The following is a 26,286-nucleotide window of genomic DNA, read 5'->3' as shown; positions in this document are numbered from 1 at the left end:
TCACCTTAATGGCCCCCGGAGCACCCGGCCCGGCCGTCACCCGGCCCCGCTCCCCCCTCACGCCACTCGCGCGTCCCCGCCCCTCACGCCGCTCGCGTCCCCGCCCTACGCCTCCAGCAGCCGCTGGCCCACGTACTCGCCGTCCCCCGGACCGCCGGGCACCGCGAACAGCCCGCTCGCCTCGTGCCGCAGGAACGGCGACAGCGCGTCCCCCCGGTCCAGCTTCCGCTGCACCGGCACGAAGCCCTTCAGCGGATCGGCCTGCCAGGCGATGAAGAGCAGCCCCGCGTCCGGCGTTCCGTCCGGGTCGATGCCGTCGTGGTACGAGAACGGGCGCCGCAGCATCGCCGCCCCGCCGTTCTGCTCGGGCGCGGTGATCCGGGCGTGGGCGTTGCCCGGGACGACGAGCCTGCCGTCCGGACCGGTCCGGTCCAGATCGAGCTCGGTCGTCTCGCCGCCCCCGGTCAGCGGGGCGCCGTCCGACTTCCGCCGGCCGATCACCTGCTCCTGCTTGGCGAGCGGCAGCTTCTCCCAGTCGTCCAGCAGCATTCTGATCCGGCGCACCACGGCGTACGAGCCACCGGTCATCCACGGCTGGGCGCCGCCCGGCGCGACGAAGATCCGCCGGTCGAAGTCGGGTTCGGCGGGCTTCGGATTGCCGGTGCCGTCGATCTGGCCCATCAGATTGCGGGCGGTCATCGGGTGCGCGGTGGCGCCCGGCGAGCGGTTGAAGCCGTTCATCTGCCAGCGCGGCCTCGCCCCGGCGCCCGCCTCCCGCTGGATCGCCCGCAGCGCGTGGAAGGCGACCAGCGCGTCGTCCGCGCCGATCTGCACCCAGAGGTCGCCGTGCGAGCGCCGGGGGTCCAGCCGGTCGGCGGAGAACGCAGGCAGCGGCTCCAGCTGCACCGGGCGCCGGTCCACCAGCCCCGTGCGGTCGAAGAAGGAGGCGCCGAAGCCGAAGGTCACGGTCAGCGCGCAGGGCCCGGCGTCCAGCGCCACCCCGGTGTCGCCGTCGCCGGCCGGCTTCCCCGCCATCAGCGCCTCGGCCACCGCCGACCAGCGGCGCAGCAGCGCGATCGCCTCCTTGCGCCCGGTGCCCGGCGTCAGGTCGAAAGCGATCAGATGGCCGCGCGCCTGGAGCGGCTGGACGATGCCGGCCTGGTGGGCGCCCCGGAACGGCGCCGAGGCCGAGCCGACCGCCGACAGCGCCGTGCCACCGGCCGGGCCGTCCCCGGCCGCCGCGTATCCGGCCGCCCCGCCGGCCGCGCCGAGCACCACCCCGGTGGCGCCGGCCGCGCCCACGGCACCCAGCAACCGCCGCCGGGACACCTCGACCGTCACCGGCCCCCGCCCGGCGGCCTCCGGCCCTTCCCGCTCGTTCTTCTTCTCGTCCGTGTGGTCCACGCCGGTCAACCGATCTTCACGTTTTTGTCGAGAGTGGTCTGGTCGATGTCGGAGGTCCGGACGGTCACCTGGAGCGTCCACTCGCCCGGCATCGGGATCTGGAGGTTCTCCGCGCTCCAGTGCCCGGCGGCGATCCGCTCCGGGGCGGCCGGCAGCGGCCCGATCTTCTGCTCCTTCAGCGTGAAGGAGACCTTCACCTCGGGGACGTCCAGCGGCTTGCCGTCCGCCCCGTCCACCAGCACATGCAGCACGTTGGCGCCCGAGCGGCCCGGGTCCAGGCTCAGCCGGACCGTGCCCTTGCCGTTCCGGCCGCCGGTGTCGAAGGGCAGGCTCAGATCGACCGGCCGGTCCGGCACGGTGGTGGCGGTCCCGGCCCGGTCCCGGTCCGCCTCCTCCTGCGTCCGGGCGGGCTCGGTCGAGGTCAGTACGGTGGTGACGGCGAGCAGTACCACCGCGACCCCCGCCTCCGCGAGCACCGAGCGGCGCAGCCCGGCCCGCCCGGAGTCGGCGTTCCTGGCCCGCTGCTTCCGGGCGGACGCCACGGCGGCCCGCTGCCGGGCCAGTTGCGCCGCCCGCTCCGGCGAGACCTCCGCCCCGGCCGACCGGCCCGTACCGGCGGCGCCACCGCGAGCAGCGACGCCCCTCGCCTCCCCGGCACCCTCGCCCGGTCCAATTCGTTCGGTACGGTCCGCGACCTCGGTGGCCTCCCTGGCTTCCGTGGCCTCGGTGGTCCCGGCGTCCCCCGGGCCTCCCGTACGGTCCATGGTCTCGCCGTCCGCGCCCTCGGTGAGCTGCCCGGTCCAGCGCCGGGAGAACCGGGCGAGGGCCACCAGGCCGACCACCAGCGCGATCTTGACCAGCAGCACCTGTCCGTACGACGTCCCGGTCAGCGCCGACCAGGTGCCGACCTGCCGCCAGGACTGGTAGATCCCGGTCGCCACCAGCACCGCCACGGACCCGAACGCCAGCCGGGAGAACCGCCGTACCGCCGCCGGCTCGATCGACGGCTCCCGGTGGAGCGTCACCAGCAGGGCCACCAGCCCGCCCAGCCAGCCGGCCATCGCCAGCAGATGCAGGATGTCCACCGGCATCGCGACGCCCGGCTGCAACCCGGTGGAGGCGTGCTCGGAGAGCGCCCAGGTCCCCGCGATGCCCGCGGCCACCACTCCGCCGCCGACCGCGAGCCCGAACGCCAGGTCCTTCCGTACCTCCTCGTCCCCGTCCCCGGCCCCGGCATCGGAACCGGCGCCGGAAACGTCCCCGGTGGCGGAACCGCCCTCGGCCCCGGGCTTGCCCCCGGCGCCCGCCCCCGCCACGGCCGCCACCGCCGCGTACCGGCGGGCGTACGCCCCGAAGAGCACCGCCACGAAGAGCGCCGCCGCGCCGAGCAGCAGCAGCCGGGAGATCAGCGCCGTACCGGTCTTCGTCTCCAGCACCGCCCCGAGCCCGGCCAGGTCGAACGCGTCCGTCAGCCGCCCCGAGCCGGTGTACGGCGACCGCAGCAGCAACAGCGCCAGCGTGGCGGCGGCCAGCGCCACCCAGCCGTACACCACCAGCCGCTGCACGGCCCGGACGGTCGCCCCGCGCGGCCAGCAGGCCAGCACGAACGCCGCACCGCCGACCAGCAGAATGAAACCGCCGTACGAGGCATAGCGGGCGATTCCATACAGTGCGCCCACCAGTCCGCCGCCCACCTCCTGGTCGGGCAGCGCCACCGAGGTCTCGGAGGGCGCTCCGATGGAGAAGGTGAAGGCCCCGGCCACCGGGTGGCTGTCGGCCGAGACCGCCTGCCAGGCGACGGTGTACGTACCGTCCGGCAGCCCGGAGTGCAGGGTGACGCCGTACTTGACCTGCGAACCGCTGCACAGGTCCTGCAACTCCCCGGTGTCCGCCCGCTTTCCGCTCGGCTCCAGCACCCGGATCGAGTCGTCGCCCAGGGCGACCTGCTCCGAGAAGCTGAGGGTGACGGTCGCGGGCGCGGTGGCGACCACCGCCCCGTCCTTCGGGTCGCTCCCGGTCAGCGCGGCGTGCGCGGCGGCCGGCGGCGCGGCGGCGAGCAGCAGCCCGAGGGCCGCCACGGCCGCCATGACCGCCGCGCACAGCGACCCGGGCAGCCGCGGGAGCCGCCCCGGGGCGCGGCGCGGCGGCCGGGGCGGGGTGGTTCCGAAGGGTGGGGCGATGGCCGTCATGGTGTCAGTCCCCCGGGGTCAGTGGTGCGCGGGATCGTGGTTCGGCGCCTCCACCGGGAGCTTCACCTCGATGGGCTCGGACTTGGCGAAGCGCAGCTTCACCGAGACCGTGTCCCCCTGCTTCAGCGTCCGCTTGAGGCCCATGAACATCAGGTGGTTGCCGCCCCGTTCGAGCTTCAGCTCGCCCTTGGCCGGGATGTCGAGGGACTTCACCGGCCGCATCTTCTGGTCGACCGTCTCGTGGATCGAGATGTCGCCGGAGATGTCGCCGGTGACGGAGACGAGCTCGTCGGCCGCCGCGCCGTCGTTCCTCAGGGTCAGGAAGCCGCCCGCCATCTCGTTGTTGACCGGCTGCGGCATGTACGCCCCGCTGACCTTCAGCGCGGGTTCGTCGGGCTTGTCGCCCGCGCAGCCGCCCAGGGCCAGGGTCCCGGCGAGGGCCAGGGCGGCGGAGAGCGCGGTGACGGTGGTGCGGCGGTTCACGGGTTCTCCCCCTTGATGAGCTTCGGCAGGTCCTTGGCGTACTGCTCGGCGCTGGTGCCCTCGCCGTAGAGGACATAGCCCCGGTCGGTCTTCGGCGAGAACGCCATGACCTGGGCGCCGTGCATCGAGGTGACCGTGCCGTCCTTCTCCTTCACCGACGGCGAGATGCCGATGCCGAGCTTCCGCGCCCCGGCCTGGATGGCGGGGAACGGGCCGGTGAGCCCGGTGAACGAGGGGTCGCCCGCGCCCGGCAGCCACGTGCCGAGCTCGGCGGGGGTGTCCCGCTCCGGGTCGGTGGTGACGAAGACGACCTGGAGCTTCTCCTGGTCCGCCTTGGGCAGCTGCCGCTTGGCCAGCGCGATGTTGCTCATGGTCAGCGGGCAGACGTCCGGGCAGTGGGTGTAGCCGAAGTAGATCAGGGTCGGCTTGCCCTTGGTACGCGCCCGGAGGTCGTACGGCTTGCCGGTGGTGTCGGTGAGCACGAGGGCCGGCTTCTCGAACGGCCGGTCCAGCACCCTGCCCTCGCCCTCGTTCAGCGACGAGCCGCCGGAGACGACGGCGGCGGGGCCGTCGTCGTCCCCGGAGCCGCCGCTCTGGCAGGCGGTGAGGGTGAGCACCGACGCGGCGGCGAGCGCCGCCGCGGTCAGCGTGGTGCGCCGGGCACGGCGGAGCCGCCCGGCGCTGGTGGGGATGCGCATGGAACTTCTCTCTCGGATATCCGGATGCCGGTCGTCAGGCGGACCGGCGGCGTCCGGCCAGCACGCCGAAGGCGACACCGGCGGCACCCACCAGGATGCCGACCACACCGAGCACCCGGGCGGTGGTGTCACTGGAGTCACCGTCCGCCCGCTCGGCGCCCCCGGCGTCCTTGTCGTCGTGATCGTCGCCCTTGGCGTGATCGTCGTTCTTGGCCGCCGCGCCCCCGTGGTGGTCCTCACCCGCCGCCGACAGCTTCAGCACCGGCGCCGGGGACTCCGGCTCGGCGGCGCCCTCCTTGGTCTCCTCGATCCAGCGCACGACCTCCTTGTTGTCGTACGTCTGGAGCGCCTTGAAGACGAGCTGGTCGGCGTCCTCGGGGAGCTGGCCGAGCGAGACCGGGAACTGCTGGAACTGACCGGGGGCGATCTTGGAGCCGCTCGCCGTCCAGGTGATCTTCGACGGAGCCTCGGTGATCTTCTTGCCGTGCATCTCCAGCGGCTTGGCGAGCTTGGTCTTCTCGACCGCCACGGTCCAGCCCGGTACCGGCTGCGGCATCACCGAGGCGATCGGGTGATCGGCGGGCAGGGTGACCTCCAGCTTGACGGTGGAGGCGTTGTCCCGCTCGTTGGGGACCTTGAAGTTGACGGTCGCGTAACCGCCCTTGGCTGCCTCGCCCTGCGGCTGCACGCTGACGTGCGCGAAGGCGGTGCCGGAGAGCAGGGCGACGGAGGAGACCGCGACCCCGCCGGCCAGGGCGGCGGCCCGGACCAGACCGGTGCGAGAGGTACGGGGGGCACGGGCGACGCGGGCGGTACGGGACGCGCGAATGGTGTTCATGACAAGCACACTCCACGGAGTGAGAAGGGTGGCGCGCACCACCGGCACGGGCCCGGAGCCGGGCGCGCGCGGGGGCGCCGCGGCACCACTCCCGTCGAGTGGGCCGCGTCAGGCTGCGAGGACCAGTACGGCCGGCGGGCCGCGCCTGATCACCGAGTGCGCGAGTGCCTCCACCGCGGGCGCCGGCGGACGGCCGTCGTCGGCCCGTCGCCCGCGCGGCCCGGGCACCGGCAGCAGCGCGGCACCGGTCAGCAGGGTCTGTACGAGCAGCAGCGCGGCCCGCAGCGAGCGCCCGCGCAGCGCCTCCTCGGCCACCTCGTCGGCGCCCCGCCGGGAGAGCCGGACCAGCTTCAGCAGCGCCAGGTCGCCCCGGCGCAGCAGCCAGCCGGTGGCCAGCGCGGCGAACAGATGGACCAGCACCATCGGCAGCCCGGGCAGCAGCCCGGCGGCGTCACCCGCGCCCAGGGAGTGCGCGGCGTCCAGCTGCCCCGAGTGGCTCAGGTGGCCCAGGTGGCCGGAGTGCGCGGCCGGGGCCGCGTCATGCGGGTCGAGCCCGGCGCGTACCACGATCCGCCGGGCGTCCGAGGCGTTCAGCGACGCGGCACCCGCACCACCGCAGACCAGCCGGGCGGCCATCCGGATCAGCGCGTCGTCCGCCCCGTCGCCCATCGCCAGCCGCTGCTGGCCCAGGCCGAAGAGGACGTGCAGGCCCAGCTGTCCGGCCGCCAGCGCCGAGACCACCGCCGCCAGCGAGCGCACCCGCCCGGCGAACGGCACCGCGAGCACCACAACGACCGCGAATCCGACGGCCACGGTCCACCACGGCACGGCGGCACAGGCGGCGAGAACATGCCCCAGCGCGGACAGCACGACACAGACCGCGGCGAACACCGCGGCCCTCAGCAGCCGTGGCGTGGCGGACGGGGCAGACATGGCCGGGCCATCATCGCACTGACGCCCGGCCCGGCATACGGCAGGCCCGGAACGCCGGCGCCCGGCGGATCCGGAGGACCGCATACGGCAGGTCCGGAAGACCCGCTACGGCGGGTACGGAAGCCGGCACACGGCGGATCCGGTACGCGACTACCCCGAAGGGCGGTACGCGACAGCCCCGAAAGGCGGTATACGGCAGGCACGGCAGGCGGTACACGACGGCCCGGAATGCGTACGCGCCAGATCCGGAGCGCCGGTACGCGACAGCTCCGGAACGCCGGCCGCACCACCGCCGTGGTCACCGCCGCATCCCCGGCGCATACACCGTCGTCCGGGGCACGCGCATCCGCCGAACAGGGAGCGCCCGTCCGGAGGGCGCTTACGAGCGGTGCCGGGAGGCAATACGTATCGGTATGTCGAGCCGCGGCCAGGAGGCTGGAGCATGAGCATCTGGTGGTCACTCCATTTGCGGCGCGAGGCCGCGAGCGTGCCGCTCGCCCGGCGCCTGCTTCTCGGCACCATGGAGACGGCGGGCGTCGACCCGGAGATCTCCTACGACCTCTCGCTGGCGCTGAGCGAGGCCTGCGCCAATGCCGTCGAGCACGGCGGCGCCGCAGGCGCCGGCCGGGTCACCGAGGAGTACCGGGTGACGGCCTATCTGGACGGCGAGAAGTGCCGGATCGAGGTCGCCGACTGCGGCCCCGGCTTCCCGGCCGCCCCGGTGCCCGTCGTCCGCCGGGCCGCCCCCGAGGCCGAGTCCGGGCGGGGGCTGCGGCTGATCGAGGAGCTCTCCGACCACGTCCACTTCGGCAACCGCTCGGGCCGGGGCGGGGCGGTGGTCAGCTTCGACAAGATCGTCAAATGGCGCACCGACGCGCCCCTCCTCACCACCTGAACCCCTCGGCCACCCGGATCACCGCACCGGCGCCGGTCCGTGACGGCGGGCCCAGGGACGGGCGCCGGCCGAGCACCGCACGAACGCCGACGGGTCCGTGGCGCACCCACGCCACGGACCCGTCCGTGTTCCAGGGGGCCCCGGGTAGCTTCCGGGAGTCCCGGGAAGCCCCCAGGAGCTCCTGTCAGGGCCACGTCCCGCCCGGGGCCCGGGCCCCGCGGTCAGCCCTTCAGCCGGGCCATCCACTCCTCGACCTCGTCGGAGCGCCGGGGCAGCCCCGCCGAGAGGTTCCGGTTGCCGTCCTCGGTCACCAGGATGTCGTCCTCGATCCGGACGCCGATGCCCCGGTACTCCTCCGGCACCGTGAGGTCGTCCGCCTGGAAGTACAGACCCGGCTCCACGGTCAGGCACATGCCCGGCTCCAGGGTGCCGTCGACGTACGTCTCGGTGCGCGCGACCGCGCAGTCGTGGACGTCCATGCCGAGCATGTGGCCGGTGCCGTGCAGCGTCCAGCGGCGCTGGAGCCCCAGTTCGAGCACGCGCTCCACCGGGCCCTCGACCAGGCCCCACTCGACCAGCCGCTCGGTCAGCACCCGCTGCGCCGCGTCGTGGAAGTCGCGGTACTTGGCGCCCGGCTTGACGGCCGCGATGCCCGCCTCCTGGGCGTCGTGCACGGCGTCGTAGATCTTCCGCTGGAGCTCGGTGAAGCGGCCGTTGATCGGCAGGGTGCGGGTGACGTCGGCCGTGTACAGGTGCGTCGTCTCGACACCGGCGTCGAGCAGCAGCAGCTCGCCGGAGCGGACCGCGCCGTCGTTGCGCACCCAGTGCAGGGTGGTGGCGTGCGGGCCGGCGGCGCAGATGGAGCCATAGCCGATGTCGTTGCCCTCGACCCGGGCGCGGAGGAAGAACGTTCCTTCGATATAGCGCTCGCTGGTCGCCTCCGCCTTGTCCAGGACCCGTACGACGTCCTCGAAGCCGCGCGCGGTGGAGTCGCAGGCGCGCTGGAGTTCCGCGATCTCGAACTCGTCCTTCACCAGGCGGGCCTCGGAGAGGTAGACCCGCAGCTCCTCGTCGCGCTCGGCGGTGACCTTGTCGGTCAGGGCCGCCTCGATCCCCGCGTCGTGGCCCCGGACGTTCCGCACCGGGCCGGTGGCCTCGGCGAGGTGCGCCGTCAGCTCGCGCACGTCCTTGGCCGGAATGCCGAGCAGCTGCTCGGCCTCGGTGAGCGAGTGCCGCCGGCCGACCCACAGCTCGCCCTGGCCGTCCAGCCAGAACTCGCCGTTCTCCCGGTCGGAGCGGGGGAGCAGATAGACCGTCGCGTCATGGCCGCCGCCGGCCGCCGGCTCCAGGACCAGGACGCCGTCATGGGTCTGGTCGCCGGTGAGGTACGCGTACTCGGTCGAGGCCCGGAAGGCGTACTCGGTGTCGTTGGAGCGGGTCTTCAGGTTGCCCGCCGGGATCACCAGCCGCTCGCCCGGGAAGCGCCGCGAGAGCGCCGCGCGGCGGGCGGCGGTGTGGGCGGCCTGCGGGATCGGCTCAAGACCGTGCAGCTCGGTGTCGGCCCAGCCCGTCCGCATGCTCTCCGCGAGCTCGTCGGACACGCCCGGGTACAGGCCGTTCTTGCGCTGCTTGATCGGCTCGTCTTCCGCTTCCGGGATCTCCGGGTTGGGCTCTTCCGCCACGGGGTCCGCCTCCTCTGGTACGACTCTGGACCATCTCCATCGTACGGTCGTACAAAGCAGGGTCCAGGGTCGGAAGCCCCGGAGCCGGACGATCACGCGAAACCGGCCGCTCGCCCTGGGCCGTCGCACCCGCCGAACCGGCCCCGACCTGCCCCCGGGCGCTCCCCGTATCCGCCGGGCCCGCCCCCCCCGGGATGCGCCCGTATCCGCCGGACCTGTTCGGGCGTACGCCCCGGGCCCCGGCGCACGCCCCGGCGCCCCATGCCCCTCAGGGCGCGGCCCGCTATGCCCCTCAGGGCGCTGCCCGCTACTCGAAGCGGGCCGCCAGCAGCACCACATCCTCGTCGTTCCCGTCGCCCCGCCCCGCCCCGGTGCGCGGGCCGCCGGCCGTCCCGGGGGAGTCCGGCGCCCCCGGCAGCAGGGCGCGCAGCACATGGTCGGCGACGGCGTCCGGGGTGTCCCGGTCGGCCCGGGGCACGGTCGCGGCCGCGGTGTGCAGCCGGGCGAAGGCACGGTCCATGGGCTCCCCGGTCCGCCGCAGCAGCCCGTCCGTGTAGAACAGCACCGTCTCGCCGGGCTCCGGGACCAGCTCCACGCTGGGCGCCTCCCAGCAGGCCAGCATCCCCAGCGGGGCCGACAGGGAGGTCTCCACGTACTCGGTACGGTGCTCCCCGACGATCAGCGGCGGGGTGTGCCCGGCCCCGGCCAGCACCAGCTTCCGGCGCCCCGCCCCGCAGGCCGGACCGGATCCGCCGGCCCCTCCGACGGGCTCCAGATAGGCGAAGAGCGCGGTGGCGGAGCGCGCCGGCTCGGTCAGCCGCAGCAGCAGTTCCAGGTCGGAGAGGACGGCCACCGGGTCCTCGCCCTCCATCACCGCGTACGCCCGCAGCGAGGCGCGCAGCCGGCCCATCGCCGCGAGCGCGCTCGGTCCCGACCCGGAGACCGAGCCGACCGCCAGGCCCAGCGCGCCCTCGGGCAGCGCCAGCGCGTCGTACCAGTCGCCGCCGCCCGCCGCCGAGGTGCGGTGCCGGGCGGCCAGCCGCACCCCCGGGACCCGGGGCAGCCGGCTGGGCAGCAGTTCCTCGGCGAGGGTCGCCATGGTGGCCCGGCCCCGGGCCAGTTCGAGCAGCCGGGCCAGGTGCTCGGCGGCGTACCGCCCGTAGAGGCCCATGAGATGGCGGCGCCGCTCGTCCGGCTCGGCGGGCTCGTCGTACAACCAGACGACCGCACCGAGCTTTCCGGCCGCCTCGGTGGCGAGCGGCACGGCATAGCTGGCCGCGTAGCCGAGCCGGGCGGCGACCTCCCGGTGGCGCGGGTCCAGCTCCTCGTCGCGGAAGAGATCGGGCACGGCGACCGGATCCGGGAGCCCCTCCAGGATCCGCCCGTACGAGGTGGCGGAGCGCGGCACGGTCTCGATGTGGCCCAGTTCGGAGTGGGCCAGCCCGAGGCCGACGGTGGTGACCGGGCCGTGGCCGTCGGCCGGCTCCAGCACCGCCATCCCGCGCCGGGCGCCGACCAGCGCGGCACCGGCCCGGAGCACCTCGCGCAGAGCGGCGTCCAGGGCGTCGGTGCGGGCGAGCCGCTCGGTGAGTTCGTGGAGCGTGGTGAGGTCGGAGACCCAGCCGGCCAGCCGGTCCTGGATCGGGGCACCGGGCCCGCCGGGCGGCGCGGGGATACCGGGCAGAGTCGGCACAGTGTGTGCGGAAACATCTTCGGCCGGATCGATTCCGGCCACTTTCGGCAGGTGAGGGGCGCTCATGACGGCCGGCTTTCCGACCGGCTGGTTCCGCTCAATAGCATCGCAAACCCCCATGTCGTTCTGCGCCGCTACCACTGCGTCCACAAGTACACGCAGAAGTAAGGCGATGTCCAGCATTGTCCCGACGGGGCGCGCGCTATTTACGAGCGGGCCAACTTGGCCAAAAATTACCCTCCATGACTTCCTTTTGCGATCGACTGAGCGCGTTCGAAGGCCCGTGTCCCACCGGTGCGGTGGCGCCAACCGCGATCGGCGTGATCGTCGGCATGATCGGCGGAGAGCGTCATCGTGAGCGTGCGGGGTACGGGAAAGATGTCCGCCACGGGGTGTCGGGGCGGTACGGAACCGGTGCGGAGGGCACGGCGTCCTCACCGCCGAAGGGTGCCATCCGGTGCCCCGGACCGCCCGTTCGGCGGTTCCGGCCGCCGGGCGAGACCCGACGCGATCCGTCGGGCGGAGTCCGGTGGAGACGGCGAGTTCCCTGCCCGCGCCACCCCTCGCCGTGCGTTTAATGGACCCGGACCGACCGGCCCGGCCCGGCTGCGGCCGGTGTCGCGGACGGGTGCCCGAGCCGACGCGGGCAGCGCGAAGACGCCGGCGGCGCGATGGCGGGGGTGTCCCGTTGAGAGCACCGACAGCACCGACGACATGGACAGCAGGACCAGCACGGCCGGCGCGGGCCGGAGGCGAAAACGCAGGCAACCCAGTCGGCGCAGTCGACGCAGGTACCGCGTACTACCCGGATAACGCAGACAACCCGGACAGTGCAGTCAACGCAGGCAGCAGTCACCGGCTTTCGGCGCGGCGCGGATGCGCGGACACGCAGGTGCGCGGGCGCACAGGCGCGTCAGTACGGCACAGGCGCGTGAGTACGACACCGGCACGTGGGCACGCAGGCACGTGAACGCACAGGGACAAGGCGACGCGACCGGCGCGGGCCCGCCTCCGGCACGGGCGAACCGGCCGGCCCGGGCGAACCGGTCGGCGGGTTCGGCACGGGCCGCCGGGCGCCGCCGCGACCGAACCGGCGCGGCCCGGACCACGGCAGGACACGGCACCACGGCACCACGGCACACCACGATGGGTCCGACGAGACGGGTGAACCCGGCAACGCGGGACACACCCGCGGCGGCGCGGAACAGGGCAACGCGACACAGCAGGGATCAACGTCCGCCGGACACGGCGGGCAGGACAGTACGACGGCACGGCGGCACGGCGGCACGGTCGCCCGGCGGCGGACGCGGACGACACCGAATCGATGGTGCGGACGGCGCGGACGGTGCGTACGGGGGGCATGGTGCGGTACCGCGAAACTGATGAGATGTGGACCTCGGCGTTCAACGGAAAGGAACGAGCGCTCATGCGCGAGATCCTCGGAAGGCGACGCAGGATCCGGTTCTGGCGCAGGGCCCGGCCCGCGCACCTCGGCGCGGCGCTCACCTGCGCCACCGAGTGGAACTGGCCCGTACTCCCCGGGGCGGGACTGAGGGCGGCCGGAGGCCGCGGCGACCGGGACCGGGGGTGCGTCTGCCCCGATCCCGACTGTGTCGTACCCGGCGCCCATCCCTTCGACCCCGGCCTGCTGGCGGCCACCACCGACGAGCGGATGATCCGCTGGTGGTGGACGAACCGCCCGGCCGCCCCGGTGGTGCTGGCGACCGGCGGGCGCGCGCCCTGCGCGGTGAGCCTGCCCGCCGTCGCGGGAGCCCGGGCACTCGCCGCACTGGACCGGACGGGCACCCGGCTCGGCCCGGTGGTGGCCACGCCGACCCGGTGGGCGCTGCTGGTGGCCCCGTACACCCTGGAGCAGTTGGGCGAACTGCTGTACGCCCAGGACCGGGTGCCCTGCTCGCTCCGGTTTCACGGCGAGGGCGGCTATCTGGTGCTGCCGCCCTCGGAGACCGGGCCCGGGCAGGTCCGCTGGGAGCGGGCCCCGCTGGCGGGCCCGGCCGCGCCCTGGCTGCCGGACGTCGAGACGGTGGTGGCCGCGCTGGTGGCGGCGAGCGTGGCCGCCCCGGACGGCGGCAGCCGCCTCCACTACTGACTCGCCGGGCTGTCAAGTCACTCGTACGAGGCGCGCGTCACTCGTACGAGGGGTGCGGTGGGCCGAGTCGGCGGGGCGGCGGGCGCGCGGACACCGGGGCGCCTGCCCACCGGGGCTAGGGTCGGCCCGGTGTGGACCACCAGACTCCGCCTGACCGCGCTCGGAGCCGCCCTGGCGGCCGCCGCCCTGTTCGCCCCGGCCGCCCCCGCGGGACCGGCCGGGGCCCCGCTCCGTACTCCGGCGGCGCTCCCGGCCGACTACCCGGCCGCCGTCGGCCCCGGCATCGCCGGCCTCACCGCCAACCTGCCCGGCCTGCCCGGCGGCGACGGGCGGGGCACGGGTGACGACGGCGTCGGCGGTGCGGGCGATATCAGCGGTATCGGCGGTATCGGCGGTTTCCGTGACGCGGGTGGTGGCGGTGGTGTCGGCGGGGGCGCCGCCCCGGCCACCGGGACCGCCGGACTTCTGGCCGGATCCGGTGGGTCGGCGGCCCTTCCGGGCGCCCCGCTGCCGACCGCGTACACCTTCGCGTCATCCTTCCGGCCGATCCCGGCCGGCCCTCCCGCCCCGCTTCCCGGCACCTCCGCCCCGCCCCCGGCCCCGCATGTCACCGCCTGCGGTCCCGAGCTGCTCTCCCCGGAGGGCATCGAGGCGCAGACCTGTGTGCTGGCCGAGGGCGGCGACCGCTGGGCGCGTACGTACTACCGCAATGCCACGGGCTCGGGGCTGCGGGCCGTACTGACTCTGATGGCCCCCGCAGGCCGGACGGTGGAGGCGCATTGCGCGGTCCCCGCCGACGATGAGCCGGGCAGTTGTGAAACGCCCAGAGAACCCCGGGGCGAACGGCCCGGAGCGGGGAGCGGGGATTACACGGCGGTGGCGGAGTTCGCGGCGGACGGCGATCCGGCCCGGAGCCCCCTGCTGCTCCGCTCGGGCAGCAACTCGCCCGGCGAACGCGCCGGTTGGGCCGGCGGAACAGGAGCCGCGGACGGCGGCCGGGAAGCCGGTCGGAGGGCGGGGACCGAGGCCGCCGGGCGAGCGAAAGCGGAATGAGTCATTCCGCGAAAAGTGAAGCGCCCGGTCGCTGGCGACGGGGGATGCACCAGCGACCGGGCTTCCTGAACCGTAACAAGAGATCGGCGGTTCGCAAATTCGATCTCTGGTATTCGGACAGCGATTTACCGGTCGGTACGCGCCATGTGGCGCAGGTCACGACCGACTGAACGGCCGGTCAGCTCAGGGTGACCTGCCGGTTGGTGAGCCCGCCGCGCGCCCGGCGCTCCTCGGCGGTGAGCGGCGCGTCGGAGTCGAGCGCCGCCGCGAGCCGCCCGGCGAGTTCGGTGGCCGGCTTCTCGCACTCCTCGGCGCCCATCTCGCGCGGCAGGTCCCAGACCGGCACCATCAGCCCGTGCGCCCGGAACGAACCGACCAGCCGGGTGCCCGCGCCGAGCGAGGACGTACCGGCCGCGTGCAGCCGGGCGAGCGCGTCCAGCAGCCGCTCCTCCGGGTGCGGCATGACCCAGCGCAGGTGGTTCTTCTCCGGGGTCTCGCACCAGTAGGCCGACTCCACCCCGGAGAGCCGCACCGTCGGGATCGCGGCCGCGTTGGCCCGCTCCAGCGAAGCCGCCACCTCGGGCGAGGAGTTGTCCGCCGAGTCCGGCAGCCAGAACTCGAAGCCCGTGTGCACGGTCGGCTCAAATCCGGCCTGCGGGTCCAGCAGGTCCTGGAGGCGCGGCCCGTCGGCCGGCACCCGCTGGCCGGCCACCGGCGAACCGGGCTCGGCGGTGAGCGCCCGCCGCAGGGTGTCCGCGAGGTCCCGGCTCAGATCACCCGACGAGGTGTCGTTCTGGAGGGCGAGCAGCACCGAGCCGTCGTCCCGCCGCAGCGCCGGCCAGGCCATCGGCAGCACGGTGGCCAGCGTCACCGACGGCACACCCTCCGGCAGCCCGTCCTTCAGCACCAGCGGCGCGGTCGCGGCCGGGACCAGCTCCCGCAGCGCGACCCAGTCGCACTCGCCCGGCAGCCCCTCGAACGGCCGCTGCACCAGCTCGGTCACCGCGTGCGCGGCCTCCCGCCCGTGGCAGGCCTTGTAGCGCCGGCCCGAGCCGCACGGGCAGGGCTCCCGGGCGCCGACCACGGGTACGGCCCCGTCGGCTCCGGTGGCGGCGGACGGCTTCCCGGCCCTGGTCTGGGGTCGCTTCTTGCCCATGGTCTGGCTTCTCCGTAACGGCGTGACGGCGTGGCGCCTCTGTGCTTGTCGGCGCTTGTCGGCCGCGAGCCTAGCCGTCCCCGCCCCGCCCGCCCCATGACCGCCCCGCGCCCGCCCGGGGCTCGCGCGGCGGCGGGGGCACCCGGCCGCCGTCCTACGCCGCCCCCGGAGCGGTGCGCCGGGGCGCCGGCACCCCCGGCGGACGTCCCGTACGCCCGGCCCGCCGGTCATGTCCGTGACCGCGCCCGTCCGGCGCCGGAACAGAACCGTCCACGGCACCCACGGCGTCCACGACAGCCCCGGTACGCCCGGGATCCCCGGCATCGACGCGCGTAGCGCCGTCCTCCGTCACCCCGCCCCCGGTGACGAGCACCCAGACCGTCACCTCACCGGAGGCGCCGTCCCGGACGCCCCACTCCTGGGCGAGGGCGCCGATGATGGTCAGTCCCCGGCCGCCCCGCGCCGTCACCGAGGGGGTGCCGGGTGCAGGGCGGGTGGGCCCGCCGCCGTCCGTCACCTCGACGGTGAGCGCGCCCAGCCGGTCGAGCCGCCATGCGGCCCGTACCTCGCCGTCCTCCCTCTCCGCCCGGCTCAGCGGTCTGCCGTGCCGGCAGGAATTGCTGAGCAGTTCGGAAAGGATCAGTACGGCGTCGTCGACGACCGATGCGGACACCCCGCTGCGGTTCAGCTGCTCCCGCATGCGCTGTCGCGCCTCACCCACGCCCATCGGGCCATGAGGTACGGCCATGCTCGACGACGTGGGCACTGCCTGTGCCACCACCAACGCCACCCCCGAGACCTCCTTCGCCCCACGCCACGGAGTCAATGCCCCATTGGCCTGGACCGGAAACCGCCCCTTCCGCCCCGTTCTCTCCCCGCCCCCGCCGGGCCCTGGCGACTTCCGGGTGTCCTTACCCCCACCGGGCCTGGCGTCCCCCGGGTGTCCCCGCCCCGCCCGTCCCAGGAGTCCTCTACGCGTCCCGGCCCGGCCCGGGAAGTCCCTTATACGTCTCCGCCCGGCCCGGGTACCGCCTCCCGGGCGACCCCGCCCGGCCCGCGCCCCAGCTGGGCCAGTACCTGCTTCGGCCGGTTGGTGATGATCGCCTCAGCGCCGAGCCGTACGCACAGCTCCACGTCCGCCGGGTCGTCCACCGTCCAGACATGGATCCGGTGGCCCGCCCGGTGCAGCCGCTCCACATAGCCGGGGTGGTTGCGCAGGATCCGGATGGAGAGCCCGGCCGTCCGGGCCCCGGCCGGCAGCCGCCCGTCCCGGTTGCGGGGCGAGACGAACTGCATCAGATAGACGACCGGGATGCCCGGCGCGGCGGCGGCGACCCGGTGCAGCGAACGGCCGGAGAAGCTCATGATCCGTACCGGCGAGGGCTCGCCGGGCGGCGGCGCGGCCAGCCCGAACCGGTCCAGCAGTTCGATCAGGCGCTGTTCGACCCGGCCCGCCCAGCGCGTCGGGTGCTTGGTCTCGATGGCCAGCTCCACCCGCCGCCCGGCGTCCGCCACCAGCTCCAGCAGCCGTTCCAGCGTCAGTACGGAGGTCAGCTGGGGGTCGCGCCAGTCCGGGCGCTCGTCCGATTCCTCCAGCCCCTTCCAGGCGCCGAAGTCCAGCTGGGCGAGGTCGGCGAGCTCCAGCGTCGAGACGGCGCCGCGGCCGTTGGAGGTCCGGTTGACCCGCCGGTCGTGCACGCAGACGAGATGGCCGTCGGCGGTGAGCCGGACATCACATTCGAGGGCGTCGGCGCCGTCCTCGATCGCCCGCGTGTACGCGGCCAGGGTGTGCTCGGGGGCGTCCTCGGAGGCGCCGCGGTGGGCGACGACCTGGATGGTGTGCTGGCGTGCGTGGGTCACCGCGTCATGGTGCCACCGCGCCCGGGCGGACGAGCGGTGCGGGCCACCGGAACCGCTCGCCCGGGCCTCCGCCCCCATCCGTTTCGTCCGGTAATAAGGGATGCTCGGAAGACGCACAGCTCCCGCTTACAGTGGCCTGACGGCTGGTGGGAAAAGCTGACCGACATGACGTGGAAGACCGAGGAGATAGAGCTGTGAGCACCGAGAACGAGGGCACCGCGGTTCCGTCCGCCCCAACGGCCCCGTCCGCGCCTCCCGCGCCGGTGGCCGCTCCCGAGGGCACGACCGCGTCGGCACCGGTGGCCGGGGCCCCGGCCGCGTCGTCCGCGACAGCTTCCGGCGACGGCACACCCCCGCCCCCGGCCACCCCTCCCACCCCCTCCGCCCCTTCCACCCCGCCGCCGCCCGCCGCCCCGCCGGCCCACGGCGGCTTCGGCCACGGAGCGGCCGGTCAGGGCGGCTGGGACACGGGCGCTCCCGGTTCCGGTGGCTACGGCTCCGGCGGCCACGGCCACGGTCCCGGACACGGCCAGGGCGGCTGGGGCTCCGGCGGGTACGGCTCCGGGGGCGGCGGCCCGGTCTGGGGCGCGCCCGGGGAGCCGGCCCCGCGCAAGCGGTCGGCCGGCGGGCTGGTCGCGGCCGTCCTGGTCGCCGCCCTGGTGGCGGGTGGCGTGGGCGGCGGCATCGGCTACTGGGCGGCCGAGCGCGGCGACAACTCGGCCAGCTCGACCACGGTCGCGGCGGGCGACGCCCCGGCCGGCTTCAAGCGCGACCCCGGCACGGTCGCGGCGGTGGCCAACAAGGCGCTGCCCAGCGTCGTGACGATCGAGGCCAAGTCGGGCGGCTCCGAGGGCGAGGGCGGTACCGGCACCGGCTTCGTCTACGACAAGGAGGGCCACATCCTCACCAACAACCATGTGGTCGCCTCCGCCGCCGACGGCGGCACCCTCTCCGCCACCTTCTCCAACGGCAAGAAGTACGACGCCGAGGTGGTCGGCCGGGCCCAGGGCTACGACGTGGCCGTGCTCAAGCTGCGCAACGCCCCCTCCGGCCTCACCCCGCTCCCGCTCGGCAACTCCGACCAGGTCGCGGTGGGCGACTCCACCATCGCCATCGGCGCCCCGTTCGGCCTCTCCAACACGGTGACCACCGGCATCATCAGCGCCAAGAACCGCCCGGTGGCCTCCGGCGACGGCTCCGGCGGCAAGAACTCGTACATGAGCGCCCTCCAGACCGACGCGTCCATCAACCCGGGCAACTCAGGCGGCCCTCTGATCGACTCGCGCGGCGCGGTGATCGGCATCAACTCCGCCATCCAGTCCGCCGGCAGCGGCGGCCTCGGCCAGGCCCAGGCGGGCTCCATCGGCCTGGGCTTCGCGATCCCGGTCAACCAGGCCAAGAGCGTGGCCGAGCAGCTGATCGCCACCGGCCAGCCGGTCTACTCGGTGATCGGCGCCACCGTGAACATGGTCGACGAGGGCCAGGGCGCCGCCATCGCGGACGAGGGCACCGGCGGCACCCCCGCCGTCACCCCCGGCGGCCCCGCCGCCAAGGCGGGCCTGCGGCCCGGCGACGTGATCACCAAGTTCGGTGACCGCACCATCGACAGCGGCCCCACCCTGATCAGTGAGATCTGGACCCACCGCCCCGGCGACAAGGTCTCCCTCACCTTCAAGCGCGCCGGCAAGGAGTCCACCGTCCAAGTCACCCTGGGCCAGCGCAAGGGCGACGGCTGACCGGCTAGGCTGTCCCCGCACCGCCCCACCGGGCGGCCAGCAGGGGTGGGTTGCCCGAGCGGCCTAAGGGAACGGTCTTGAAAACCGTCGAGGCGGCAACGTCTCCGTGGGTTCAAATCCCACACCCACCGCAGGGTCCGGCGAAGCCGCCGGTCGGAAGGGGCGCTCCCGTATCGGGGCGCCCCTTCGGCATGTGGTCCGTTCGCCCCCTGCCCCGCCCGTGTACCGGTGCGGATCATGATGCGTGGACCAGGCGCGGCTGCGGTCCGCAGGGCGACACATCCCGTGTGCTCGGTGCCGGCGTGGCTTCCGGGCGGCAGGGCAGCAGCCGGCGTATGTGCGTCCGGGTGCGGGCGGCGCAGGCCGGCATCAGTCCAGTGCTACCAGGGCGTCGCACAACACCCGGCCCTCGGGGGCCCTGCGGCGTATCAGCATCCCCGCCACTCTGTGCAGCTCCTCCCAGGCATGGGGACGGCCGATCTCGGAGGCGTCGGTGATCACGCTCAGGGAGGCATCCAGAGCGGCCTCCGCCTCCCCCGCGCCTGCGTAGGCGTGGGCCAGGCAGGACCCGTACCAGGCGCGGTCCCGTCGGAAGGACGGAGCGAAGCCGGCGAGCCCTGTCAGCAGGTTCTCGGTCGCGCTCGACCATTCCTTGAGGTGCAGGTCGGCCATACCGCGCTGGGCGGCGAACCACGACTCGCCGTAGAAGTACAGCCAGGGAGGGGTGTCCGAGGCGGCTGCGATGATCTGCTGTGCCTCGTCCAGCCTGCGGTACGCGTCAGCGCTATTGCCTTCGAGCGCGTGCCCGCGCCCGGCCATCTGGACTGCCATGGCTCTCGTCGCTTCGCTCGCTTCCGCCGTTGACGCCGCCGCTTCGCCCAGTCGGACACAGCGCCGGCCCTTGTCCTGGGACCACGCCAGGTGCGCCTTCATGCTCAGGGTGGTGGCGGCCATGTCGCCGTACCCGGACTCCAGCGCCCAGTCGTAGGACCGGTCGAACCACCCCAGCGCCACAGGGGCGTTGTCCTGGTCCTGCGCCATCCAGGCGAGAAACTGCGCGTACTCGGCCAGGAGCTTGACAACGCGGTCTGCCAGCGGCCCCCGGGCCCGGCCGTAGAGAGCGGCCACTTCCTCGAACTGAGCAGTCACGAGCGAGATGATCGTGCGTGAGCCCACAGTGTCCTCAGCGCGGCGATGCGCGGCCAGCAAGGCGTCCATCGCGTCCAGAGAGGCGGTGTCCAAACGCAGTCCGCCCTGCTTCACGGCGATCAGCCTCTCCGCGTCCGTCTCCGACACCACACCGGGCAACACGAGTGAAGGCAAAGGAAGTTCCTCGTACCGGGCGCCCACCAGTTCAAGAGGGACGCCAAGGCCGTGAATGATCCGCTGGCGCACTTCGACGGATGTCACCTCACGTCGTCGGTTCTCGATCGCGGAGATGTCCGGTTGCGCCAGACCCACCAGGGCGCCGAGCTTGCTTTGGCTGCTGCGCGTCAGTTTGCGCCACGTCTTCAGCAGTGCCGGCCAGTCCTCCGCCGCTACCGCGGTGCGCAGTTCAGGGTGTGCCCACACGTTCGGCTCCGGCTCCATCCCCGAAATATAGGGCGGCCCTATAGGACGCCGCAGTGGTCTCAGGGTTCCGAGGCCGCCAGGGTGGTCAACGCACCCCGGAGCAAAAACGGCTTCGGGCAGTGCCTCCCTTCGCAGCGGATCGCAGGTCTGGTTCCTGTCACACCTGCGGCCTGCTGCACCCTCGACAGGAGAGGAGCACGATGCGCACGCGGCTCGCCAGAGTTCCCGGCTCGGTGATCATGCAGCCGACCACGCAGTGCCTGCCCATGAACTGCACATACTGCTACCTGCCATTCCGCAACATGAAGCACCTCATGTCGGTGGAGGTGGCCAGGGCCGTTGCCGGCTCCGTCAACGAGTGGGCCGCGGCGAACCCGAGGTTCGAGGTCGTGTGGCACGGCGGGGAGCCGCTCGCAGCCGGCCGCGAGCACCTGGCCGCGCTCATGGCGCCGTTTCAGGATGTGAAGCACTCCGTGCAGACCAACGCGGCCCTGATCGATGGAGCGTGGTGCGAGTTCCTGCTGAAGCACCAGGTCCAGGTGGGCGTCAGCATTGACGGACCCGAGGACATGAACACCCAGCGCGTCACCCGAGCCGGTCGCCCGGGGTTCCGCCTCATCATGCGCGGCGTGGAGCACTTACACCGCCACGGGATACCGTTCTCCGCCATCGCGGTCGTCTCCACTCCCGACCCGGACAGGGCAAGCCGCTTCTACGATTTCTTCACCGACCTGGGCGTGACGACCCTCGGCGTCAACGTCGAGGAGGAGGAAGGCGTCAACCTGGGCGCCAAGGACGCCGACTCCGTGCGGGCAGCGGAATTCTGGACCGCCCTCGCGGATGCCTGGCGGGCGAACCCGGTCATCCGGCTGCGCGAGGTGGACCGCGTGCTCAACTTCGCCGGGGCTGTTCTGGGCAGCCAGGTCACGAACCCGACACCGGCCTCGGCCCTCTGGGACCCACTACCCACCGTCGCCCATGACGGCGGCGTGATCATGCTCTCTCCGGAGCTGGCCGGGTTCGACGACAGTCGCTTCGGCGACTTCACCACAGGCAACGTGCTCCGCACCGGTCTGGAGCCCCTCGTGGTGGAGGCCGAGGCCCGCACTCCCTGGATCACCGAGTTCTGGAATGGCGTGGACGCCTGCCGCGCCACCTGCCCCACCTTCGCGTTCTGTGGAGGCGCCCATGCGGCCAACCGCTACTTCGAGCACGACGGTCGATTCGACGGCACCAGGACCCGGTACTGCACAACCGCCAAGATCGCTCTACTCGAAGGAGTCGCGCGGCATGTCCGTGAACATCGCCCCTGATGCCACCGCTCTCGTGATGAACTCGGCCCCGGGATTCGTGTCCCTCCTGGAGGCCACGGGCCGTACGGTCCCCAGCCACCGGGTGAACGCCCGGACCGACGCCGGCCGGAGCAACGGCGCCGCTGCGGGACCCACCCGCCGCCGACCTCTCGCCGGCACGTTCGACAACCGGCCGACCTGGGACAATCCCACGCCCGCGTTCGACAACCGGCCGACCTGGGATAACTGGAAGAACAAGTGACCCGGAAAGGGACGGCCCCAGCGACAGCGGGCCGTCCCGGCACTACGTTGAAGGAGCACCATGGCCAGCCGCACCTTCGGCCACATCACCGTGACCACTCCCGATCTCGATGAGCCAGGCATCTATCTGTCCATGGTCGAGACGCTGGACAGTCCCCGCGGTGCCGTCCAGGAATTCGCGTACAGGGACGTGGAGCTGCGCTCGCTGGCCCTCGCCGGAGGCCGGCTCATCACGGGCAGGGTCAGCGGTGTCCGCGCGAAGCAGGTCGAGTTCGACGCGCTGAGCCTTCATGGCGTCGAGATCACCAGCAGTGATCTGGGCTCGGTCCGCTGGAGGGAGAGCAAGCTCACCCGGGTCCACTTCCGCGACTGCAGACTGATGGGCGCCGCACTGAACGGCGTGGCCCTGGACGACGCGCTGTTCGAGAAGTGCCGTTTCGACTACGCCACCTTCGAGAAGGTGCGTGCCACCGGCCCCGTCGCGTTCGTCGGTTGTACCTTCACCGAGGCCGCGTTCACCGACTGCGACCTGTCCGGCACCGTGTTCTCGGACAGCGGGCTCGAGCTGACCGAGTTCGGCGGCGGACGGTACCGGGGCACCGATCTTCGCGGCAACGACCTCTCACGGATCCGTGGCATCACCAACTTGGCCGAGGTCCGTATCGATCCCGGCCAGCAGACAGACCTCGCCCAGGCCCTCGTGGACGAACTCGGCATCACCGTCGGAGACGACTGACCAGCAGGACCCGGCATGCGGAGACCGGGCCGGTGGCCCCGCCGCCGGTCAGGCGCGCCGCGCCGGGGTCGTCAGGCGGGTGGCGGAGGCGATGGTGGCGCGGGCTTCGGGGGCGGGGAGGCCGGTGCGGACGGCGGCGTCGGCCAGGGCGTCCAGGAAGGCGGGGCCCAGGTCGTGTTCGCAGGCACGGCAGGCGGCCCAGAACAGGCGCGTGTTGCGCTGGCCCTCGCGGGCGGCGAGGACGAAGTGCAGCAGGCCCTGGCCGGACGCCGGGTGGCCGGTCGGGCGGGGCGCGGGTGCCGGGGCGGGCGCCGGGGCCAGCAGGCGCAGCAGGGCGTCCGGGCAGCGGGCCGGGGGGAGGCGGCCGGTGCCGGGGAGCAGCCGGTAGGCGCCGCGCGCGGTGACCGAGCCGGGGCCGACCAGGTAGCCGCCGGCGCCCCGCACGTCGACGCCGGGGGCGAGCCGCCCGGCCGAGTTCGGGACGGCGGTGGCGGGCGGGCCGGCCAGCCAGAGGTGCCGTCCACCGCTGGGCGTGAGCACGGTGACGGTGTCGGGCACGGCGAACAGCTGCTGGAGCGCCAGCTGGCGCAGCTCCACGGCGCTCGCGGGCTCCAGCGGCGAGGAGCGGTCCAGGTCGATGCCGATCAGGTGATACGGGTCCCGGCCGCAGGCGATGCCGTAACCGGTGGCCCGGGGCGCGGCGGCGAAGAGCGCCCGGACGGCGGCCGGGTCCGTGGTGGCGTCGTGCACCCCGTGGCCCGGGCGGCCGCACTCACCCCGGCAGGTGGCCCTCCCGGGGTCGTCGCGGTGGGGCGAGCGGACCGCCGGCTGCTTGCCCGGGGAGAGCGGGAAGACGGGCAGCCCGTGGGCGGCGGCGGACAGCGCATGGGTCAGGGCCGGGGTGGCCGGGGCCTGCCGGTGAGTGGTGGCCATGGGACCAGTCTCGTACTAACGTTCGAAAAAGGGAAGCGGGAGAGGGGCGGGCGAGGGAGGCCGGGGCGGTGCCCGGCCCCCGGTCTGCCGCCGTGCGAAGCGCGGGGCGTCCCTTACGGCGGGTCTCCGCCTTCAGGAGGTACACGGCCGGTGGCCCCTACAACCTGAGGCGGACCCGGGGTCGGGACCTGGGGCCGATCCGGGGCCCGGCGCCCGCTCATAGCGTGTTCCTATGACCGCGACCACTGGGCCGACGACCACCGGGCCTGTCTGCAGGGGCGCCTCCGCCGCCGCCGTCCCGGCCGCCGTGCCCGCCCGGGCTGCCGTCCGGCCGGCCGCGCCGGGGGACCCGTCGTCGCCGGTGTGCTCGGCGCGCCCGGGGCACCGGGGCCACCCGCCGCTCCCGGAGCAGGCGGCGTACCCGTCGTATCCGACGTACCCGTCGTTCACCTCGTACGTACGGGCCCGGGGGCCGATGCTGCTGCGCACCGCCCGTTCGCTCACCGCCAATCCGAGCGACGCCGAGGACCTGCTGCAGACCGCCCTCGCCAAGACGTACGTCGCCTGGGACCGGATCGAGGACCACCGGGCGCTCGACGGCTATGTCCGCCGGGCCCTGCTGAACACCCGTACCTCGCAGTGGCGCAAGCGGCGGATCGAGGAGTACATCTGCGACGAGCCGCCGGAGCCGGTCGGCCGGCCCGAGCCCGACCTGGCCGAGCGGCAGGTGCTGCGGGACGCCCTGTGGCGGGCGATCATGCGACTTCCCGACCGGCAGCGGGCCATGGTGGTCCTGCGGTACTACGAGGACCTCAGCGAGGTCCAGACGGCCGAGCTGCTCGGGGTGTCCGTCGGCACGGTCAAGAGCGCCGTCTCCCGTGCCCTGCGCAAGCTCCGTGACGACCCGGGGCTCACGCCGGTGCGGTGAGCGGATCCCCCGCGGCGGGGGCGGGACGCCGCCCTGGCTACTTCCGGGTAGTGACATACCGCGCGGTACGTGCGCAGAATCTGGGCATCCCTACCGCCGCGTAGCGCCCACCGGGAGGACGCCGTGCTGAGCTCCATGCAGGACGTACCGCTGACCGTCACCCGCCTCCTGCGCCACGGGACGACGATCCACGGCCGGTCCACGGTCACCACCTGGACCGGCGAGGCCGAGCCGCACCGCCGCACCTTCGCGGAGATCGGCGTCCGGGCGAACCGGCTGGCAGCGGCTTTGCGGGACGAGCTGGCGGTGGCCCCCGACGACCGGGTCGCCACCCTCATGTGGAACAACGCCGCGCACGTGGAGGCGTACTTCGCCGTCCCGGCCATGGGCGCCGTGCTGCACACCCTCAATCTGCGCCTCCCGCCCGAGCAGCTGGTCTGGATCGCCAACCACGCCGCCGACCGGGTGATCGTCGTCAACGGCTCCCTCCTCCCGCTGCTCGCCCCGCTGCTGCCCCGGCTGACCACCGTCGAGCACCTCGTGGTCGCCGGGCCCGGGGACCGCTCCCTCCTCGCCGGCGCCGCGCCGCGCGTCCATGAGTACGAGGAACTGCTCGCCGGCCGGTCCGACCGGTACGACTGGCCCGAGCTGGACGAGCGCCAGGCCGCCGTCATGTGCTACACCTCCGGCACCACCGGCGACCCCAAGGGCGTCCTGTACTCCCACCGTTCGATCTATCTGCACTCGATGCAGGTGAACATGACCGAGTCGATGGGGCTCACCGACCGGGACACCAGCCTGATGGTCGTACCTCAATTCCATGTGGCCGCGTGGGGCTTGCCGCACGCCACCTTCCTGTCCGGCGTCAACATGCTGATGCCGGACCGCTTCCTCCAGCCCGGCCCGCTCGCGGAGATGATCGAACGCGAGCGCCCCACCCATGCCGCCGCCGTCCCCACCATCTGGCAGGGGCTGCTGACCGAGGTCACCGCCCGCCCCCGCGATCTGTCCTCGCTGGCCCGGGTGACCATCGGCGGCTCCGCGTGTCCGCCGTCGCTGATGGAGGCGTACGACCGGCTCGGGGTCCGCCTCTGCCAGGCCTGGGGCATGACCGAGACCTCGCCGCTCGGCACCATGGCCAACCCGCCCGCCGGGCTGACCACCGAGGAGGAGCGGCCGTACCGGATCACCCAGGGCCGCTTCCCCGCCTCGGTGGAGGCGCGGCTCACCGGTCCCGACGGCACCACCCTGCCCTGGGACGGCGAGTCGGCCGGCGAGCTGGAGGTGCGCGGCCCGTGGATCGCCGGCTCCTACTACGGCGGGGCGGGCGCCGAACCGCTCCGGCCCGATGACAAGTTCTCCCCGGACGGCTGGCTGCGCACCGGGGACGTCGGCGTGATCTCGCCGGACGGCTATCTGACCCTCACCGACCGGGCCAAGGACGTCATCAAGTCGGGCGGCGAGTGGATCTCCAGCGTCGCCATCGAGAACGCGCTGATGGCCCATCCGGACGTGGCGGAGGCGGCGGTCGTCGCCGTGCCCGACGAGAAGTGGGGCGAACGCCCGCTGGCCACCGTCGTGCTGCGGGAGGGCGCCACCGCCGACTACGAGGCGCTCCGCGCCTTTCTGGCCGGGTCCATCGCCAGGTGGCAGCTGCCGGAGCGCTGGGCGATCGTCCCTGCCGTGCCGAAGACCAGCGTCGGAAAGTTCGACAAGAAGGTGATCCGCAAGCAGTACGCGGCGGGGGAGCTGGACGTCACCCGGATGTGAGCCGGGCCGGGCCGGGCCCGCTGGGCTTATCACTCGTACGGGCTACGCCGTCGTGGCCGGTGGC

General features: G+C 73.7%; 21 protein-coding genes, 1 tRNA gene and 1 pseudogene. 10 read left to right on the top strand and 13 right to left on the bottom strand.

What is annotated here, in order from left to right; translation table 11 throughout:
* Positions 1–105: 105 nt before the first annotated feature.
* The 6 genes from efeB to NX801_RS05560 all read right to left on the bottom strand — a co-directional run bounded on the left by efeB (position 106) and on the right by NX801_RS05560 (position 6,545).
* Positions 106–1,341, bottom strand: coding sequence for an iron uptake transporter deferrochelatase/peroxidase subunit (gene efeB, locus NX801_RS05585; protein WP_258786108.1), 1,236 nt, complete (start codon positions 1,339–1,341; stop codon positions 106–108).
* 68 nt (positions 1,342–1,409) lie between these two features.
* Positions 1,410–3,593: a copper resistance protein CopC gene (locus tag NX801_RS05580; RefSeq protein ID WP_258785858.1), complete on the bottom strand. Its 2,184-nt coding sequence runs from the start codon at positions 3,591–3,593 to the stop codon at positions 1,410–1,412.
* 18 nt (positions 3,594–3,611) lie between these two features.
* The gene (locus NX801_RS05575; RefSeq protein ID WP_258785857.1) at positions 3,612–4,076 is read right to left on the bottom strand and encodes a copper chaperone PCu(A)C; all 465 of its coding nucleotides are present in this window, start codon (positions 4,074–4,076) and stop codon (positions 3,612–3,614) included.
* The gene (locus NX801_RS05570; RefSeq protein WP_258785856.1) at positions 4,073–4,774 is read right to left on the bottom strand and encodes an SCO family protein; all 702 of its coding nucleotides are present in this window, start codon (positions 4,772–4,774) and stop codon (positions 4,073–4,075) included. Before NX801_RS05570 ends, NX801_RS05575 begins: the two co-directional genes overlap by 4 nt.
* Before the next feature lie 34 nt (positions 4,775–4,808).
* On the bottom strand, positions 4,809–5,612 hold the full coding sequence (locus NX801_RS05565) for a YcnI family copper-binding membrane protein (RefSeq protein WP_258785854.1): 804 nt from the start codon (positions 5,610–5,612) through the stop codon (positions 4,809–4,811).
* A gap of 108 nt (positions 5,613–5,720) precedes the next feature.
* Positions 5,721–6,545, bottom strand: coding sequence for a hypothetical protein (locus tag NX801_RS05560; RefSeq protein ID WP_258785852.1), 825 nt, complete (start codon positions 6,543–6,545; stop codon positions 5,721–5,723).
* Between the two features lie 442 nt (positions 6,546–6,987).
* Here NX801_RS05560 and NX801_RS05555 point away from each other — a divergent pair, with 442 nt between their 5' ends.
* Positions 6,988–7,440, top strand: coding sequence for an ATP-binding protein (locus tag NX801_RS05555; protein ID WP_258785851.1), 453 nt, complete (start codon positions 6,988–6,990; stop codon positions 7,438–7,440).
* Positions 7,441–7,661: 221 nt separating this feature from the next.
* Here the strand turns inward: NX801_RS05555 and NX801_RS05550 are convergent, their stop codons facing one another.
* Together NX801_RS05550 and NX801_RS05545 are read right to left on the bottom strand one after the other, a co-directional pair.
* Complete coding sequence (locus tag NX801_RS05550) at positions 7,662–9,122, bottom strand: aminopeptidase P family protein (RefSeq protein ID WP_258785850.1); 1,461 nt, start codon at positions 9,120–9,122, stop codon at positions 7,662–7,664.
* 307 nt (positions 9,123–9,429) lie between these two features.
* Positions 9,430–10,998 (bottom strand): PP2C family protein-serine/threonine phosphatase, encoded by a 1,569-nt coding sequence (locus tag NX801_RS05545; protein WP_258785849.1) that lies wholly within the window; start codon positions 10,996–10,998, stop codon positions 9,430–9,432.
* Positions 10,999–12,241: 1,243 nt separating this feature from the next.
* On the opposite strand from NX801_RS05545, the gene NX801_RS05540 reads away from it, so the two are divergent.
* Complete coding sequence (locus NX801_RS05540) at positions 12,242–12,925, top strand: bifunctional DNA primase/polymerase (protein ID WP_258785848.1); 684 nt, start codon at positions 12,242–12,244, stop codon at positions 12,923–12,925.
* A 129-nt stretch (positions 12,926–13,054) separates the two neighbouring features.
* The gene (locus NX801_RS05535) at positions 13,055–13,978 is read left to right on the top strand and encodes a hypothetical protein (protein ID WP_258785847.1); all 924 of its coding nucleotides are present in this window, start codon (positions 13,055–13,057) and stop codon (positions 13,976–13,978) included.
* Between the two features lie 178 nt (positions 13,979–14,156).
* On the opposite strand, the gene NX801_RS05530 is transcribed toward NX801_RS05535, so the two are convergent.
* The 3 genes and pseudogenes from NX801_RS05530 to NX801_RS05520 all read right to left on the bottom strand — a co-directional run bounded on the left by NX801_RS05530 (position 14,157) and on the right by NX801_RS05520 (position 16,994).
* Entirely contained in the window at positions 14,157–15,134 is a 978-nt protein-coding gene (locus NX801_RS05530; protein WP_258785846.1) for an SEC-C domain-containing protein, read from the bottom strand.
* A gap of 319 nt (positions 15,135–15,453) precedes the next feature.
* Positions 15,454–15,960 (bottom strand): annotated as a pseudogene (locus NX801_RS05525) (ATP-binding protein); the annotation flags it as partial.
* 176 nt (positions 15,961–16,136) lie between these two features.
* Positions 16,137–16,994: a glycerophosphodiester phosphodiesterase gene (locus NX801_RS05520; RefSeq protein ID WP_258785844.1), complete on the bottom strand. Its 858-nt coding sequence runs from the start codon at positions 16,992–16,994 to the stop codon at positions 16,137–16,139.
* 194 nt (positions 16,995–17,188) lie between these two features.
* Here NX801_RS05520 and NX801_RS05515 point away from each other — a divergent pair, with 194 nt between their 5' ends.
* Entirely contained in the window at positions 17,189–18,730 is a 1,542-nt protein-coding gene (locus tag NX801_RS05515) for a S1C family serine protease (RefSeq protein WP_258785843.1), read from the top strand.
* A gap of 44 nt (positions 18,731–18,774) precedes the next feature.
* Positions 18,775–18,861, top strand: a tRNA-Ser gene (locus tag NX801_RS05510).
* Positions 18,862–19,099: 238 nt separating this feature from the next.
* On the opposite strand, the gene NX801_RS05505 is transcribed toward NX801_RS05510, so the two are convergent.
* A complete protein-coding gene (locus NX801_RS05505) occupies positions 19,100–20,320 on the bottom strand; it encodes a helix-turn-helix domain-containing protein (protein WP_258785842.1) in 1,221 nt (406 codons plus the stop codon).
* 182 nt (positions 20,321–20,502) lie between these two features.
* Here NX801_RS05505 and amcB point away from each other — a divergent pair, with 182 nt between their 5' ends.
* Genes amcB through NX801_RS05490 form a run of 3 tightly spaced genes read left to right on the top strand, consistent with a single transcriptional unit; the run spans position 20,503 to position 22,591 of the window.
* Entirely contained in the window at positions 20,503–21,615 is a 1,113-nt protein-coding gene (gene amcB / locus NX801_RS05500) for a cyclophane-forming radical SAM peptide maturase AmcB (protein ID WP_258785841.1), read from the top strand.
* Positions 21,593–21,856 (top strand): multiple cyclophane-containing RiPP AmcA, encoded by a 264-nt coding sequence (amcA, locus tag NX801_RS05495; protein ID WP_258785839.1) that lies wholly within the window; start codon positions 21,593–21,595, stop codon positions 21,854–21,856. Before amcB ends, amcA begins: the two co-directional genes overlap by 23 nt.
* Before the next feature lie 60 nt (positions 21,857–21,916).
* Positions 21,917–22,591, top strand: coding sequence for a pentapeptide repeat-containing protein (locus NX801_RS05490; protein ID WP_258785838.1), 675 nt, complete (start codon positions 21,917–21,919; stop codon positions 22,589–22,591).
* Between the two features lie 48 nt (positions 22,592–22,639).
* Here the strand turns inward: NX801_RS05490 and NX801_RS05485 are convergent, their stop codons facing one another.
* Entirely contained in the window at positions 22,640–23,524 is an 885-nt protein-coding gene (locus NX801_RS05485; RefSeq protein WP_258785837.1) for a bifunctional DNA primase/polymerase, read from the bottom strand.
* Positions 23,525–23,756: 232 nt separating this feature from the next.
* Here NX801_RS05485 and NX801_RS05480 point away from each other — a divergent pair, with 232 nt between their 5' ends.
* Together NX801_RS05480 and NX801_RS05475 are read left to right on the top strand one after the other, a co-directional pair.
* Positions 23,757–24,452 carry a SigE family RNA polymerase sigma factor gene (locus NX801_RS05480; protein WP_258785836.1) on the top strand — a complete coding sequence of 232 codons (696 nt, stop codon included), beginning with the start codon at positions 23,757–23,759 and terminating at the stop codon, positions 24,450–24,452.
* Positions 24,453–24,575: 123 nt separating this feature from the next.
* A complete protein-coding gene (locus tag NX801_RS05475) occupies positions 24,576–26,222 on the top strand; it encodes a long-chain fatty acid--CoA ligase (protein WP_258785835.1) in 1,647 nt (548 codons plus the stop codon).
* Positions 26,223–26,286 lie beyond the last annotated feature (64 nt).

Origin of the sequence: Streptomyces pyxinae, from assembly GCF_024756275.1 — a bacterium.
Classification (GTDB): domain Bacteria; phylum Actinomycetota; class Actinomycetes; order Streptomycetales; family Streptomycetaceae; genus Streptomyces; species Streptomyces pyxinae.
Note: the sequence above shows the minus strand (reverse complement) of the source record. Positions and strands in the feature narration are given on the sequence as shown.

What these genes read in the sequence shown, in the direction of transcription:
- NX801_RS05480 (WP_258785836.1), top strand. Translation starts at nt 23,757, where the DNA reads ATGACCGCGACCACTGGGCCGACGACCACCGGGCCTGTCTGCAGGGGC.
- NX801_RS05545 (WP_258785849.1), bottom strand. Translation starts at nt 10,998, where the DNA reads ATGCTGGACATCGCCTTACTTCTGCGTGTACTTGTGGACGCAGTGGTA.
- NX801_RS05555 (WP_258785851.1), top strand. Translation starts at nt 6,988, where the DNA reads ATGAGCATCTGGTGGTCACTCCATTTGCGGCGCGAGGCCGCGAGCGTG.
- NX801_RS05560 (WP_258785852.1), bottom strand. Translation starts at nt 6,545, where the DNA reads ATGTCTGCCCCGTCCGCCACGCCACGGCTGCTGAGGGCCGCGGTGTTC.
- amcB (WP_258785841.1), top strand. Translation starts at nt 20,503, where the DNA reads ATGCGCACGCGGCTCGCCAGAGTTCCCGGCTCGGTGATCATGCAGCCG.
- NX801_RS05485 (WP_258785837.1), bottom strand. Translation starts at nt 23,524, where the DNA reads ATGGCCACCACTCACCGGCAGGCCCCGGCCACCCCGGCCCTGACCCAT.
- NX801_RS05580 (WP_258785858.1), bottom strand. Translation starts at nt 3,593, where the DNA reads ATGACGGCCATCGCCCCACCCTTCGGAACCACCCCGCCCCGGCCGCCG.
- NX801_RS05530 (WP_258785846.1), bottom strand. Translation starts at nt 15,134, where the DNA reads ATGGGCAAGAAGCGACCCCAGACCAGGGCCGGGAAGCCGTCCGCCGCC.
- NX801_RS05570 (WP_258785856.1), bottom strand. Translation starts at nt 4,774, where the DNA reads ATGCGCATCCCCACCAGCGCCGGGCGGCTCCGCCGTGCCCGGCGCACC.
- NX801_RS05540 (WP_258785848.1), top strand. Translation starts at nt 12,242, where the DNA reads ATGCGCGAGATCCTCGGAAGGCGACGCAGGATCCGGTTCTGGCGCAGG.
- NX801_RS05490 (WP_258785838.1), top strand. Translation starts at nt 21,917, where the DNA reads ATGGCCAGCCGCACCTTCGGCCACATCACCGTGACCACTCCCGATCTC.
- NX801_RS05565 (WP_258785854.1), bottom strand. Translation starts at nt 5,612, where the DNA reads ATGAACACCATTCGCGCGTCCCGTACCGCCCGCGTCGCCCGTGCCCCC.
- amcA (WP_258785839.1), top strand. Translation starts at nt 21,593, where the DNA reads ATGTCCGTGAACATCGCCCCTGATGCCACCGCTCTCGTGATGAACTCG.
- NX801_RS05505 (WP_258785842.1), bottom strand. Translation starts at nt 20,320, where the DNA reads ATGGAGCCGGAGCCGAACGTGTGGGCACACCCTGAACTGCGCACCGCG.